General features: G+C 66.7%; 12 protein-coding genes and 2 pseudogenes. 7 read left to right on the top strand and 7 right to left on the bottom strand.

Annotated features, from left to right (window positions below; translation table 11 throughout):
• Nucleotides 1-8 precede the first annotated feature (8 nt).
• A complete protein-coding gene (locus ACJEIK_RS03115) occupies nt 9-536 on the bottom strand; it encodes a hypothetical protein (protein ID WP_244872674.1) in 528 nt (175 codons plus the stop codon).
• A gap of 422 nt (nt 537-958) precedes the next feature.
• Here ACJEIK_RS03115 and ACJEIK_RS03110 point away from each other — a divergent pair, with 422 nt between their 5' ends.
• Nucleotides 959-2,278, top strand: a complete 1,320-nt coding sequence (locus tag ACJEIK_RS03110) for an ISL3 family transposase (protein WP_073698465.1) — start codon at nt 959-961, stop codon at nt 2,276-2,278.
• A gap of 60 nt (nt 2,279-2,338) precedes the next feature.
• Here ACJEIK_RS03110 and ACJEIK_RS03105 read toward each other — a convergent pair.
• The 3 genes and pseudogenes from ACJEIK_RS03105 to ACJEIK_RS03095 form a co-directional block, all read right to left on the bottom strand.
• A pseudogene (locus ACJEIK_RS03105) lies at nt 2,339-3,475 on the bottom strand (IS3 family transposase); the annotation flags it as partial.
• Complete coding sequence (gene ltrA / locus ACJEIK_RS03100) at nt 3,442-4,896, bottom strand: group II intron reverse transcriptase/maturase (RefSeq protein WP_061002868.1); 1,455 nt, start codon at nt 4,894-4,896, stop codon at nt 3,442-3,444. The gene ltrA and the pseudogene ACJEIK_RS03105, both read right to left, overlap by 34 nt.
• 659 nt (nt 4,897-5,555) lie before the next feature.
• A pseudogene (locus ACJEIK_RS03095) lies at nt 5,556-5,843 on the bottom strand (transposase); the annotation flags it as partial.
• A gap of 144 nt (nt 5,844-5,987) precedes the next feature.
• Between ACJEIK_RS03095 and ACJEIK_RS03090 the strand changes: the two are divergent.
• The 6 genes from ACJEIK_RS03090 to ACJEIK_RS03065 all read left to right on the top strand — a co-directional run bounded on the left by ACJEIK_RS03090 (nt 5,988) and on the right by ACJEIK_RS03065 (nt 12,343).
• A complete protein-coding gene (locus tag ACJEIK_RS03090) occupies nt 5,988-6,674 on the top strand; it encodes an MspA family porin (RefSeq protein WP_133426511.1) in 687 nt (228 codons plus the stop codon).
• 251 nt (nt 6,675-6,925) lie between these two features.
• Nucleotides 6,926-7,597, top strand: a complete 672-nt coding sequence (locus tag ACJEIK_RS03085; protein ID WP_133426510.1) for an MspA family porin — start codon at nt 6,926-6,928, stop codon at nt 7,595-7,597.
• Between the two features lie 59 nt (nt 7,598-7,656).
• Complete coding sequence (locus ACJEIK_RS03080) at nt 7,657-8,307, top strand: hypothetical protein (RefSeq protein ID WP_318987350.1); 651 nt, start codon at nt 7,657-7,659, stop codon at nt 8,305-8,307.
• 134 nt (nt 8,308-8,441) lie between these two features.
• Complete coding sequence (locus ACJEIK_RS03075; RefSeq protein WP_409431032.1) at nt 8,442-11,018, top strand: cellulase family glycosylhydrolase; 2,577 nt, start codon at nt 8,442-8,444, stop codon at nt 11,016-11,018.
• 27 nt (nt 11,019-11,045) lie between these two features.
• Nucleotides 11,046-11,657: a pyridoxamine 5'-phosphate oxidase family protein gene (locus ACJEIK_RS03070; protein ID WP_061003913.1), complete on the top strand. Its 612-nt coding sequence runs from the start codon at nt 11,046-11,048 to the stop codon at nt 11,655-11,657.
• 47 nt (nt 11,658-11,704) lie between these two features.
• Nucleotides 11,705-12,343: a flavodoxin family protein gene (locus ACJEIK_RS03065; RefSeq protein ID WP_138247877.1), complete on the top strand. Its 639-nt coding sequence runs from the start codon at nt 11,705-11,707 to the stop codon at nt 12,341-12,343.
• Here the strand turns inward: ACJEIK_RS03065 and ACJEIK_RS03060 are convergent, their stop codons facing one another.
• From ACJEIK_RS03060 to ACJEIK_RS03050, 3 genes are all read right to left on the bottom strand, one after another.
• Complete coding sequence (locus ACJEIK_RS03060; RefSeq protein WP_135355531.1) at nt 12,344-12,610, bottom strand: DUF6480 family protein; 267 nt, start codon at nt 12,608-12,610, stop codon at nt 12,344-12,346.
• 37 nt (nt 12,611-12,647) lie between these two features.
• The gene (locus ACJEIK_RS03055) at nt 12,648-13,676 is read right to left on the bottom strand and encodes a hypothetical protein (RefSeq protein WP_409431031.1); all 1,029 of its coding nucleotides are present in this window, start codon (nt 13,674-13,676) and stop codon (nt 12,648-12,650) included.
• Nucleotides 13,677-13,738: 62 nt separating this feature from the next.
• Nucleotides 13,739-13,990 carry a hypothetical protein gene (locus ACJEIK_RS03050; protein WP_234880520.1) on the bottom strand — a complete coding sequence of 84 codons (252 nt, stop codon included), beginning with the start codon at nt 13,988-13,990 and terminating at the stop codon, nt 13,739-13,741.
• Nucleotides 13,991-14,014 lie beyond the last annotated feature (24 nt).

The following is a 14,014-nucleotide window of genomic DNA, read 5'->3' as shown; positions in this document are numbered from 1 at the left end:
CGGCGCGCTCAGGCGTGGGTACCGGCCGCGGCGCACTCGCGCTGGACGGCCTCGGCGTTGGTGTTGACCTGGGTTGCCGTGTCGTCGAGGCTGCCGCCCGTCATGCCGATGCCCATCTTCACGAGCAGCTTGGCGGCGCCGTACGACCAGGACCGCATGGGGTCGGCGATTGCCGGGTTCAGGCCCGGGGTGTTCGCGGCATCCATCGCGACCGCCGAGGACTGCCGCAGAGTGGTCCGGCCGGCCACATTGCTCTGGTGGACGTAGGGGTCGTTGGCGTCGAGGCTGTCGGCGAAGCCCTCGTAGCCCGAGGCCGCACTGTCGAGCGCGGTCGCGAACTGCGAGCACGCGGCGACCGCGGCCGGGTCGGCGTTCGACGACGTCACGCCCGTCGACTGCACCCCGGCGCCGGCATCGATCGGGCCGACCGGCCCGGCTTCATCGTCGGCCGCAGCGGTGGGCAGGTACATCGCCCCTGCGCCGAAGACGGCAGCAGATGCGACAACCAGACGTACCCAGGTGCGTGAAGACTTCACCGTTTTCCTCCAAGTCATTCGGTGCGATTGCCGCGTCCACCGGACATGAGTCACCCGGCAATGACGGACGCTCGGCGTTCGACCCTCTCACGGTCAGGCGTGTACATGGCCAGTTGGTTAACACAAGACAAACCGGCGATTTCCAATCTCCGTCGGTTGTATTTCACTACTGGACCAATGACCCAGATCACACTCGCCGAACTGGGCATTCAATAGCCGGCTACCACGACAAATGACTCCAGCAATACACGCATATTCCGGTGTTGCCCACTGGTTGATAACGCAAGGGCAAGTTTTTGCAGTCCGTTAACCGGCTCTTCGCAGTTGAGGGTGTAGAGGTCATCGGCGCGTCGTTGCCGGGATAGGGGTCGAGGTCTCTCGAAGATGAAGGTTCCTACACGCCTCATCCGAAAGACCTCGACGTGCCTGACGCTACCGGTCGGGCGGGCTTCGCCCGCGCTGACCTGACTACTTTCTGCCGCCTCGACGACCTCGGGTTGGAGGTGACCGGCCAGCAACTGCACCCCGATCGTGCGGTATTGGCATGCCGGGTCAGCGACGACGACTCGTGGTGCCGCCGCTGCGGCGAGCGAGGCGTCAGCCGCGACAGCGTGACACGCGAGCTTGCCCACGAACCATTCGGGTGGCGGCCCACCACCTTGCTGGTCACCCTCCGCCGCTACCGCTGCGCCGGCTGTGCCCATGTGTGGCGCCAAGACCTCGGCAACGCCGCCGAACCACGCGCCAAGCTGTCCCGGCGTGCGTTGCAGTGGGCCTTGAAAGCGATTGTCTGCCAACACCTGACCGTGGCTCGCGTCGCCGAAGCGCTGGCGGTGTCGTGGAACACCGCCAACAACGCCGTCCTGGCCGAAGGGCAGCGAGTGCTGATCGCCGATCCGGCCCGCTTCAACGGCGTGCGGGTGATCGGCGTCGATGAGCACGTGTGGCGGCACACCCGTCGCGGCGACAAGTACGTCACCGTGATCATCGACCTCACCCCGGTCCACGACCAGACCGGCCCTGCCCGGCTGCTCGACATGGTCGAAGGCCGCTCCAAGAAGGCGTTCGCCGACTGGCTGTCCGAGCGACCCCAGCCCTGGCGCGACGGTGTCGAAGTTGTTGCCATGGACGGCTTCTCCGGGTTCAAGACCGCCACCACCGAAGAACTTCCTGAGGCAGCCACGGTGATGGATCCCTTCCACGTGGTGAGGTTGTCCGGCAACGCTCTCGACGACTGCCGCCGCCGTATCCAGGTGGCCACGTGTGGGCACCGCGGCCGCAAGACCGACCCGCTCTATGCCTGCCGACGCACCCTGCACACCGGCGTCGATCTGCTCACCGACCGCCAGAAAGCCCGGCTGGCAGCCTTGTTCACCGGCGACATTCATGTGGAGGTCGAAGCGACCTGGCACATGTACCAACGCGCCGTGGCCGCCTACCGCGAACCCGACCGCACGAAAGGCCGAGCCATGATGGCGGCGCTGATCGACACGCTGAGCGCCGGCGTTCCCAAACCGCTGACCGAGCTGATCACCCTCGGACGCACACTGACCAAGCGGGCTGTCGATGTGCTGGCCTATTTCGACCGGCCCGGCACCAGCAACGGACCGACCGAAGCGATCAACGGCCGTCTCGAACACCTCCGTGGCTCCGCCCTGGGCTTTCGCAACCTCACCCACTACATCGCCCGATCCCTACTCGAAACCGGCGGATTCAGACCCCAACTACACCGTCAATCATGAAGAGCCCGTTAACCGTCTGGCAACCCAGCCAGTTGAACCGCCCCAGGTTTTCCGCCGCTGCTATACGGGTTGACGCTCTCGGTCGAGGGCGCTGTAGTGGGCGTGCTCGTACTCGGTTGGGCTGACCATGCCGAGACTGGAGTGCAGCCTTCGGTTGTTGTACCACTCGACCCAGGCTGCTGTCGCGTACTCGACGTCGGCGATGGTCCTAAACGGCCCCGGGTGGAACACTGTGGTTCGGATGCATTCGGTCTTGTACAAGCCGTTGATCGTTTCCATCAGAGCGTTGTCGTAGGCATCCCCGACGCTGCCAATGGAAGGTGAAATCCCTTCCAGTTCAAGGTGTTCGGTGAAACGGACCGACGTGTATTGGCTTCCGGCGTCGCTGTGGTGGATGAGCTCGCCGGCTGCGGTGGGATGACCTTCGTGACGGCGCTGCCACACGGCCATCCGCAACGGGACCATCACCAGATCGGTGGTCTTGGTGGTGGCCGCGTGCCAGGCCACGATCCGCTGAGCGAACACGTCGACGATGAAGGCCACGTAGACAAAGCCCGCCCAGGACCGCACGTAAGTGAAGTCGGTGACCCATACCCGGTTCGGGACGCTCGCATGGAAGTTGCGGTTGAGCAGATCCGGGGCGCGGCGCCCGTCGGTGTCCGGGATCGTGGTGCGCACCTTCTTTGACCGCCGTATGCCCTGCAGACCCAACGTGCACATCGCCCGGTGCACCGAGCCCGCCGAGGCCTCTGGCAGCGCGGCACGGCGGATCAGGGCCGTCATCTTGCGCCGCCCGTAGAGCCCCTCGGGGGCCAGAACGCGCTTGCCGGCGGCGTTGGTGGTCCACGCCAGGCCACGCACAGCGTCGATGACCTGGGCGTCGGTGATGGTGCGGGCCGCTACCGTCCGGCCTGGTTGTTTCCAGGACCGGTAGGTGCGCGCGGCGATCTGACAGCCCTGCTCACACAAGACTCGGCAGATCGACTCGACCGCGTGCCCAGCGGCGCGTTGATCGTCGATGAACGCGAAGATCACCGGTTGCGGGGGTCGGTGAAAGTCGGCCCGGGACGCGGTGACAACCGTTGGGGCTGTTCCGTTTTCCCGGGCCGCTTCCCGAACCCGGCGTGCACCTTTCAATGCACCGGGCTCTCCACAAGACCCGGTCAGGCTGCTGTGGTGTCCTCCTCGTCGGTCGGCCAGGGCGAGGGAATGACCGCACCGCGGTAGCGGTAGCGGGTCGTGCCGATCTTCTCCAGATCGATCAGCACACGGTCCTCGGTGGCTGGCCACCAGCCGCCGCCGCAATATTGGCGGCGCAGGTCTTTCCAGGTCGACTTGCGGTGTTTTCGTCGGAGCCAGCGCCACACCGTCTGCCACGTGTAGTGACTGAGGTAGGAGAAGGTCGCCGAGGACACCCCGGCCCGGAAATAGCCCGCCCATCCCTGCAGCGTCGCGTTGATGCGGCGCAGCAGGTCATCGAGCGGCTGGTTGAGTTCAACTGTTCGGCGCAGCGTCTTGATCTTCCGTTTGACCGCCAACACGGCCTTCGTGGACGGATGAACATAGACGTAGCTGCAGCTGGTGCCCCGCTTGCGGCGACGCTGGATGCGCCACCCGAGGAAGTCCAGCCCCTCGTCGATATGGGTGATCAGGGTCTTGTCCGGTGCCAGACGCAACCCCATCGTCGCCAACACGGCGGCGATGTCCTCCTGTAGTGCTTCGGCGTGGGCTCTGGTGCCCCGCACCATCAGACACCAGTCGTCGGCATAGCGGACCAGCCGAAAGTTCGGCTGCCCGTGACGAAGTCGTCGAGCGCGCTCAACCGAGCCGGTAGCCGGACCACCCGGCAACCCGGCAATGTGTTCATCGAGCACCGACAACGCCACATTGGCCAACAGCGGCGAAAGAATCCCACCCTGCGGAGTTCCGGCGGTGCTGTCCGCCAGCAGGCCGTCCTCGGTGAGGATGCCCGCCTTGAGGAACGCCTTCACCAACCCCAAGACACGGTTGTCACCGACGCGTCGACGCACCCGCCCCATCAGAGCGGTGTGGTCGATCTCATCGAAACAGGCCTTGATGTCTCCCTCAACAACCCAGTCATAACACCGGGGACGTGTTGCGAGATAACGCACTTCGGCCACCGCATCATGAGCGCGGCGCTTCGGACGGAAACCGTAGGAACACGGCAGGAAATCCGCCTCAAAGATCGGCTCCAACACCAACTTCAACGATGCCTGGACCACCCGATCGGCCACGGTGGGAATCCCCAAGCGGCGCAACGCACCACCGGTCTTGGGGATCATCCGCTCGCGCACCGGCAACGGGCGGAAACTGCGGTCCTTCAACTGCGACCGCAGTTCATCGAGGAACACCTCGATGCCCTGCCCGGCAGTGATGGACGACGCGGTGCGCCGATCCACCCCGGCCGTGGCGGCACCCTTATTCCCGCTGACCCGATCCCACGCCACCAACACGAACGCGGGATCGGCGACGAGGTTGAACAGATCGTCGAACCGGCGATCAAGATCATCGCGTGCCCAACGGTGCAGCTTGGTCTGGATCTTCAGTACCCGTTGCCGCGCCAGCATCAGCGCCAACTCCAGCTCGTCGGTATTCACCGGCGACATAACTTCCTCTCCTGACCTTCCAGTTTCCGCACTGCATGTCTTGCTGGCCCCCTTCGCCCTGTGACCGCCTTTCTCGGTCTCCACGACGGGCACGTCACCGCCCGCGACTACTACGAGGCCTCCGCCCCACCCTGAAATGCGGTTCCTTGACTCCGAACCCGAGTCGTCACACCCGCCCCGACTGGCTGCCGGAAACGAAATGAGCGGTCCCGCAGGGTGGTTCCCACGTTCACCAGGTCATCGATTGGTCAGGGAGGCGCCCAGCTCTACTCCGGCAGCATCGCCACGGCTACGCCGCAGGCCTTCACCGTGGCCTCCCCACCGCTGGAACTAAACGGCTTCGGAGTCAAACCCCACCCGCTCGGGTTCGTGCACTGCACACCGGCCCATATCCACCAGATTGGAGCCGGCTTCGCGGTTACGGAGCGTCTGACACTGGTTCGCTTACGCTGCACCTTCTGACCTTGCTCGACAAGCCCGCACCGTCTGGCAGTGCCGGCACGGCTTGCCTTCTCGGGACCGCTTGCCACCGATCACCGTCGTTCCCGGCGATCGGCTGCCCCGATGCTTCCTCAGGCCGCTGCGACGACCCGAAGGAGACGGTCTCTCACCGCCTCTCGATATACCCAGCGCCTCGTGGCGCACAGCTCCCCCGCGAAGAAAGTTGTCGCCGCTTTCAGAATCGCGACATCCTCACGTAGCCTTCGGTTTTCAGCCCTCAGCCGCTTGATTTCCTCGTTCTCCTCCGTGGTGACACCGGGTCGTTGACCATCATCGATCTGGGCCTGCACCACCCAGCGCCGCACCGATTCCTTACCCACCCCAAGCTGACGGGCCACCGCTTCCGAAGCGGCGGTCAACGACGAGTACTCCTGCTGATGCTCGGTCACCAGCCGCACCGCCCGCTCACGCAAGGCAGGATCGATTTTCTTCGGCATGCTGCTCATCCTTCCGGACTCAAACAGCAGCGGCATCAAACCTGGGGCGGTTCACAGTAGATGCTCCGCAGCGACACAAATTCAGCAACGCACAGCGATCCGCAGCACTGCTGATTACCCGATACGAGAGGCGCGCTCATCACCATGTCGAACCGTTATGCCATGTTGGCAGCCCTTTGCGTGGTGCTCCCGGTCGGCACCGCGCCGCTGGCACTCGCTGACCCTCCCGCCGATCCGGCTGTGCAGCCGGCCGGCAACCCGGCCCCGCCGCCTCCGGGCGAGGGCGCCGTGCCGTCGGGCCCCGCCGGCGTTCTGGACACCCCGGACGGCTGGCACATCGAGGTCACCGGCAGCAACGAGACCCAGCTGCCCGTCGCGCCCCTGACCACCGCGATCTCCTCGCGTGAGTACTGGGTCGCCGGTACCTTCACCGGCAAGATCACCGGTGGCGGAAAGACCAAACTGGCTGGTGGAACGCTGGAAGCCGGCGAGCAGATCGGCTGCGGCATCATCTCCGACGAGGCCGAGATCAACCCCGGTATCAGCTTCACGCCGGGTATCAAGATCCCGTTCGCGGGCACTGACCCCAGCCTCGGTACCGGCATCAGCCTCCAGGGCAAGGTCTACCTGAAGCCCGGCACGGTGACCACGGTCGCGATCGACAAGAAGTCGTTCAAGGGCACCACCGCCCGCGTGACCATCACGGGCGTCCGGATCAAGACCGATCAGTGCGCCGGTCAGTCCTTCATCCGGTCGTACGCCACCTTGACCAGCTCGACCGACAACACCGACGACGTCATCACCTACCTGGGTGTGACGAAGTCCGTCTGACCTGATGCCCGGTGCGGGCGAGCAAGCTCTCCCCGAGCCCGCCCGCACCGGCCACGGACACCGGCCGTGAATTTAATCAGTCAGACGAAAAATATTGTCACTGATTAAAGAATTTGATCCATCCACAAAACAGAGCCAGTTCCGAGTAATTGGCCAGCCGTTCACCAATTCGAAATCCGAATATTGAATGCTCCGAGAATCGAAAACAGTCTCGTTCTCGCATTCCAACCCACGAGAGGCGCCGTAACCCCATGTTGAACCGACTTGCCACATTGGCTGCCGCAGCGGGCGTGCTGCTGTCGGCGACCGTTACGCCGCTCGCCCTGGCCGACCCGGTCGATCCCGCCGGCTTCGACGGCCCGCCGCCGGACAACGGCGTCGTGGCCTCCGACGAGCCGGCCCGCATCACCAGCCCGGACGGGTGGGTCCTCGAGGTCGTGGCCAAGAACGAGACCCAGCTGCCCGTCGCCCCGCTGACCACCGCGGTCAGCTCCCGCGAATACCTGGTGGGCGGCACGTTCACCGGCACGGTCACCGGCAACGGCAAGACCAAGCTGAACGGCGGCACGCTGGAGGCCGGCTACCAGATCGGTTGCGGCATCGAGCTCGGCCAGGTGCGTCTGATCGGCCAGATCGGTCTGAGCACCTCGGGCTCCACCCTGGCCGGCCTGATCCCGACCGGTGTCAGCATGCCGATGTCGGGCACCCTGGAAATCCACGCCAAGCCGGGCACCGTGACCCAGGTGCCGGTCGACAAGAAGACCTTCAAGTCGGCTCCGGTCCGCGTGACGCTCAAGGACACCCACATCAAGATCGACGGTTGCGTCGGCCAGTCCTTCCTGCGGTCGTACGCGGTGCTGACCAGCTCCACCACCGACACCGACGACATCGTGGCCTACTACGGCATCACCAAGTCGGTCTGATGCATCGGGTTACCCGCGGAATTGTCACCGCCGCAGCGGTTTTCGCTGCGGCGGCGGCAATGACGCAAACTGACATCGCATCCGCCGATCCGGTCGTGCCCACGCCGATTCCCGCGCCTGGCCCCGCCCTGCCACCACCGGCGCCCGTCGCACCCGAAGGCCCCGGCGGCAACCTCGCGGTCCCGGTCGCGGGCGCCAACCTGGGTCCCCAGGGGCTCAACGTCCTCGCCCAGAGCGACGGGGTGAATCCCCTGGGCGCCGCGCTCGGTGCACCCTCGGACCTGACCGGCCTCGACCGCGGCAGCGTCCTGGGCCAGTACGCCGTGCCCTCGGCTCCCGGCGGGCCATCGCCCGTCACGACACCGAATCTCCGGGCCTTCAACAACGCCTACGGCCCGCAGCAGTGCATCAAGCCGTCGGCTCCCGGTAAGTGCGAGCAGTTCGATGTCGAACCCGGTGAGGAGAACGCCGACGTCAACGGGCGTACGTGGCTGGGTCGCTACATCGACATGTACCGCGACGGTCGTCTGAAGGGCGGACTGCTCGGGCAGATGCCGCGCGAACAGCTCGGCGAATCCCTACCCGGCACGGCACCGCCTCCCGGGACCAACATCCCGCCGGGCCTGGTGGAGTTCCGTCCGGACCCCGCCGATGTCCCGCCCCCGCCGGGGGCACCGGTTCCGCCGGTACCGCCGGCACCCGCCAACTGAACACCTGATTCAGGCCCGTCAACTCCGGTTGGCGGGCCCGAATCGTCTGCGCCGGTTGGTCGCCGGTCATGCTGAATTCAGACAGCCGCGCCATTTTGGCCGCAGCGCATGGGCCCGTCACGTATACACAAGCAATGACGGTAAGCGCCGGCTGGTACGGCGTCGGCGGACTCGCGGCGGCCATCATCGGGGCAGCACTCACCACCGGGACCGCCGTCGCATGGGCGGACAATGAACCCGGCCACAACGCTGCCGGCAGTCCCGCCGCCTCGGCGGCCAGTGCCGCGGCGCACGCGGGTAGCGACAGTTCAGCCCCGCCCACCGGCCGGCCGGCGCGTTCCGCACCGCCCCGCTCGAGCGGCACCCGCTCCCCCGCCCGCACCAAACCTGCGGCGAGTTCGGCTGGTGAACGGTCGCACCGCACAGCCGCACCGACCACCGGCGCGACGTCATCGCGACCCCAGATCCTGGCGAATCCCGTTGTCCCCAAGCCGAAGTCAGCAGCCAGTGCGGCGGCCGCAGCGCCTGCGGTGACCCCGCGAGCCACCAGCGCCAGTGCCACGACTGTCGCCGCGACGCTCCCCTCCGCGGCGACACAGGCGGCGCCGAGCGCCGTGCCGGCCGCCCTACCCAACAATGCGGCCGGGTGGTTCCAGGCAGTGATCTACAACCCGCTGCACACCGGCATCCAAGGCTGGATCAACAGTCCGCTCGGGCAGGGCGTGGACGGCGTCATCAACAGGCTGGCCGGCACCTACGTGATCGGCAACGGCCGCATCGGCACCGCGACCGCACCCAATGGCACCGCGGGCGGGTGGCTGTTCGGCGACGGCGGCGCCGGCTGGGACAGCACCGAGGCCTTGGTCCGCGGCGGCAACGGCGGCGCGGCGGGCATGGTCGGCAATGGCGGGCGCGGCGGTTCCGGGGGCGCCGGAGCATCGGGCGGCGCCGGTGGCCCCGGCGGCATGCTGATGGGTATCGGCGGCCATGGCGGTGCGGGCGGTGCCCAGGCCGGCGGCACCGGAGGGCCGGGCGGCAAGTGCGGAAACGGGCGCGGTCTGCTGTTCGGCGCCGGCGGCGGTGGGGGCCGCGGCGGCGACGGGGCCGACGGCGGCCGCGGCGGGAACGGTGGTTCCGGCGCTTTCATCATGGGCATCGGCGGCGCCGGCGGGGATGCCGGCAACAGCGGAGTGGGCGGCGGCTCCACCGGACTGCCCGCGCTCGCTGGCGCGGGCGGCAACGCGGGTCTGCTGGGCAATCACGGCGCGGTCGGTAAGTCCGGCACCGGCGCCACTCTCATCCAGACCGGCGCGAACACCTCCATGCTGTCCGTCACGCCGACCGGCGTCTGGCTCACCAACAGCGAAGGACAGGTCGTCCTGCTGCATGGCTTCAACGAGGTGTACAAGCTGGCGCCGTATGAACCGTCGGCGAGCGGATTCAGCGAGGACGACGCCGCATTCCTGGCGGCCAACGGTTTCAATGTGGTGCGGCTCGGGGTGATCTGGGCCGGCGTCGAGCCGCAGCCCGGTGTGTGCGACGCCGCCTATGTCGACTCGATCCGGCAGACCGTCGACATGCTTGCGGCGCACGGCATCTACACCATCATCGACATGCACCAGGACCTGTACAGCGCATCGCTCGGCGGCGAGGGCGCGCCCGAGTGGGCCACCAAGACCGGCGGGCTGCCCAACCGCAGCTTCGGCTTCCCCGGCAGCTACTACCTGAACCCCGCCGAAACCGCGGCGTGGGATGGCTTCTGGAACAACGCCGAGGCCGCCAACGGAATCGGGCTCGAGGACAACTACGCCAAGGCCTGGGAGACGGTCGCCGCCGCGGTCGCTGGCAACAACAGCGTCATCGGCTACGACATCATGAACGAACCCTTCCCGGGCACCTCGTGGTTGCCGACGCTGCTGGGCAGCCCGTTCTACGCGACGCAACAGCTGACGCCGATGTACAACCAGGTGGCGGCTGCCATCCGGGCCGTCGATCCGAACACCGCGCTGTTCGTCGAACCGGCCAACCCCGCCGTGTCCGAAGTTCCCGCGATCCTCGGCCTGCCCATCCAGCTGGGCACCATCGACGATGCGAATGTCGTTCTGGCGTTTCATGATTACTGCGCCGGCTCGGCCACCAGCAGCATCTGTGGCTGGCTGGCCATGCAGCAGGCCAGCACGGCACACGCCTACGGCAAGGCCAACAACATCCCGGTGTTCATGGACGAGTTCGGCGCCTCCCACCTGCCCTCGGATCTGAGAGCCGAGATGAACGCCGCAGACCGGTACCTGATGAGCTGGTCCGTATGGGCCTACTCCGGTGTCGGTGACATCACCACCAGCGGCAGCACCGACGGCGAGTCCGTCGTCTACGACCCGGCCCTGCCGCCCACTGGCGACAACGTCAACACCGGGAACCTTCAGGTGCTGGCCGGGCCGTACCCACAGGCGGTATCGGGCACACCACTCAAACTCTCAAATACCGACGGCGCCTTCACCTTCAACTACTCGACGGCCAAGGCCGACGGTTCGGGCAACTTCGCGGCCGGTTCGTTGAGCAGCGTGTCGGTGCCCGCCGTCGCCTACCCGAACGGGTACACGGTGACCGTCACCGGCGGCCACGTGGTCTCGGCCGCGAACGCACCGACATTGGTGATCGCATCAGACACCGACACCGGCGTCGTTCAGGTCGTGGTGACCGCCGCGCCGTAGCCCGAGGCCGGGCGTAGCGTGATCGACGTGTCGAACGAGCCGAACAACCACTATCACCACCTGGCATTCGGCCCTGACGCACTGAATCGTCAGCAGCGCAACGGCAGCTACCTGGCCTACGGTCGGCACACCGAACGGGCCGACGACGGCCCGCAGCGCCTCGACGACCGCGAGCTGCTGATGATCCGACGCGCCGATCAGTTCTGCCTGGCCACGGTCACGCCCAACGGTTGGCCCTACCTCCAATACCGCAGCGGCCCAGCCGGATTCGTCCGATACCTACCCGAGACCGACCGGCTGCGGTTCATCGATCTGCCGGGCAACAACCAGTTCGTCACCCTGGGCAATCTGGCCGCCGACGACCGGCTGGCGATGTTCTTCGTCGACTACCCGCGACGCACGCGCCTCAAGGTCTTCGGCCGCGGGACTGTCATCGAGGACGGGCCGCAGCGCGAGATCGAGATCGCGGTCGAGGCCTTCGACTGGAACTGCTCGCGCTCCATCATTCCGCGCTTCGACCGCGAGTACCTGCGCGAACTCGGCGAGGCGTACCAGGCCAAGTTCGACGGCCGCGAGGCCGAGCTGCAGGCCGAGATCGACGCACTCAAGGCACGGGTGGCGGAGTTGGAGAGGCGCTGACGGGGTCATTTCCGTTTGTCTACTCGGAGCCCGGGTACCCGCTCGTCATGACCCAACCAACGCCCCTCCGCGCGACCGCACTGATCTGCACTCTCAAGCCGGGCCCGGCACCGTCGAGCAGTGACCTCATCGCCGAGAATGTCCTGGCCGTGTTGCGGGATCAGGGCGTCGCGTGCGAAACCGTCCGGTGCGTCGACTTCAACATCGCTCCCGGAGTCGAGGCCGACATGGGCGACAGCGATCAGTGGCCACAGATCCGGGCCCAGGTCCTCGAGTCCGACATCCTGCTGATCAGCACGCCCATCTGGCTGGGGCACCCGTCATCGGTCGCGCAGCGGGTTCTCGAGCGCCTCGACGCTGAGCTGTCCAACAAGGACGATCAGGGCCGACCGGCCGTCTCGCAGAAAGTCGCGATCGTCAGCGTCGTCGGCAACGAGGACGGCGCCCACAAGACCGTCGCCGATATCTTCCAGGGGCTCAACATCTTCCAGGGGCTCAACGACATTGGCTTCAACATCCCCGCCCAGGGGTGCACGTACTGGAACGGCGCCGCGATGGAGTCGACGGACTACAACGACCTCGACGAGGTACCCGAAGCCGTGGCGTCGGCCACCGCGGCCGCGGCCCGCAACGCCGCACACCTGGCCCGCGTGCTGCACTCGGCGCCGTATCCGCCGTACAAGTAGTCAGTTGAAGACGCCGACGAGCTTCAGGATGAACAGGATCGCGATGGTGAGGAAGACGAGGACGTAGATCGCGATCACCACTGTCGGCGCGATCAGCTTTTTGGGGCCGCCGGCCGGTGGGGTCGGATCGGGGTTGCTCGTCGCCGATTCCTGCCCGGAATCGGGCGGCGTATCACCGGGTTCAGTGCCGCCGCCAGGTGCCAGGCCCGGCGTCAACGTCGGATCCGGGTCCGGAGGTGCCTGGTTCGGCTGTCTGTCAGAAGCCATGACGGGTGGTTACCCGGGTGCTGCGCGGCCAAACGGCTCAGTGGCCCGCCAAAGCCTCCCGGAACTGATCCGAGACATAGAACGGGATGAGGCGGCGCCGCAAAACAGACTCCAGATAGCCGCGCTCGTCGAGCAGCGCGATCACCGGTGGGCCGAAGCGCAGTGCTTCCTCGATCATGTCCTCACGACCCACGCCGAGATCGAGCAGCAGATCGTAAAGGCTGACATCCCCGTACTTTTCGAAGACGTGGTCGATGCCCTCATCGAGGAGCGTGCGGAAGTAATCGGTGTCGCGGAAAGTACGCCAGAACTCGTAGATCGGCACGACGGCGTCCTCGACATCGTCGGCTGAGATCACCGAAACCGCCGACGACAGCGGGCTGTCGAGGTTGCTGCGCCACAGCTCGTTGAGCGCCGCGGCGAGCACGTCTTCGTCCGCGTGCGTGTGGGCGAGCAGAAAGCGGGCGCCACGGCGCGCCAGAACTTCGGCGCGCAGCTCCAACCGTTCGACCGGGCCCTGCGGCATCCGGGCACCGACTGCGCCAAACACGCGGCCCAGTCGGCCGCGAGCCAGCGACCTGCCTCCCTGCGTGACGGATTCGGCGAGCGAGTGCTGCACCAGAGTCACGCAGAATTCGGTGAACGCCTCGCTGTTCAGAATGCGTTCCAGGAGCCGCTGGGTGACGCCCATCTCGACCACCATCGCACTGAGCTCGCTGAACCGCCGGCCGTCGATGACGTCGCCGAAACGGGTATCCGAGGCGGCGGTGAGCCGAAACAGCCGGGTGGCGATCTCACTGACCAGTTCCGCGATGCCGCCCTCCACCGGCACCTGCACGGCGTACTTCGCGGCGACGTTCTTGATCATGGTGGGGGTCACCGCGTCGGACAGCGTGATCTCCGACGCCTCCAGCAGCGCGTGCTCGATCTCATCGAGGACCAGGCTGTGGTAGTTCTCGCCGCGCAGCTGCTGCATGGCGAACGCCACCTGCGCATCGAGGAGCCGGGCGGCGACCGGTTCGAGCTGCGGCTCGAGGTCGTCGGCCGGCTCCGGGAAATTGGTCATTGCGAGCACCTTACCCAGCGGGACTCATCGGCCGCGGGCTGTGCGTTTGGGCAGCTCGCAGCTCAGCGGCGCACCGTCGGACTGTGGCCCACACCGGACTGCGGCACCGACGTGGGCGGACGGTTCTGCGTCATGCTCAGGCAAGCACCCAGGCCGCCGCCGACACAGGGCACCCCATTGACCGTCGGTACCGGCCCACCTGATCGGTTCCCGGTCGGGTCGAAAGCAGCGTCGGCGCCGGCTGCCGGCGACAGGCCGATGGCCATAGCCCCGCACGCCGCCAGGTACGTGTCCATCCGAAGGAGACCGGCCATCATCGCCACGCTTTCACCCGTTCA

It is taken from the genome of Mycobacterium sp. SMC-16 (assembly GCF_046250085.1).
Lineage (GTDB): Bacteria > Actinomycetota > Actinomycetes > Mycobacteriales > Mycobacteriaceae > Mycobacterium > Mycobacterium phocaicum.
The sequence above is the reverse complement of the archived record's forward strand: the minus strand, read 5'-3'. Positions and strand labels throughout refer to the sequence as shown.

Excerpts from the sequence above, each read along its gene's own strand:
- ACJEIK_RS03090 (WP_133426511.1), top strand. The coding sequence starts at position 5,988 with ATGTCGAACCGTTATGCCATGTTGGCAGCCCTTTGCGTGGTGCTCCCG.
- ACJEIK_RS03085 (WP_133426510.1), top strand. The coding sequence starts at position 6,926 with ATGTTGAACCGACTTGCCACATTGGCTGCCGCAGCGGGCGTGCTGCTG.
- ACJEIK_RS03080 (WP_318987350.1), top strand. The coding sequence starts at position 7,657 with ATGACGCAAACTGACATCGCATCCGCCGATCCGGTCGTGCCCACGCCG.
- ACJEIK_RS03075 (WP_409431032.1), top strand. The coding sequence starts at position 8,442 with ATGACGGTAAGCGCCGGCTGGTACGGCGTCGGCGGACTCGCGGCGGCC.
- ACJEIK_RS03065 (WP_138247877.1), top strand. The coding sequence starts at position 11,705 with ATGACCCAACCAACGCCCCTCCGCGCGACCGCACTGATCTGCACTCTC.
- ACJEIK_RS03060 (WP_135355531.1), bottom strand. The coding sequence starts at position 12,610 with ATGGCTTCTGACAGACAGCCGAACCAGGCACCTCCGGACCCGGATCCG.
- ACJEIK_RS03055 (WP_409431031.1), bottom strand. The coding sequence starts at position 13,676 with ATGACCAATTTCCCGGAGCCGGCCGACGACCTCGAGCCGCAGCTCGAA.
- ACJEIK_RS03050 (WP_234880520.1), bottom strand. The coding sequence starts at position 13,990 with ATGGCCGGTCTCCTTCGGATGGACACGTACCTGGCGGCGTGCGGGGCT.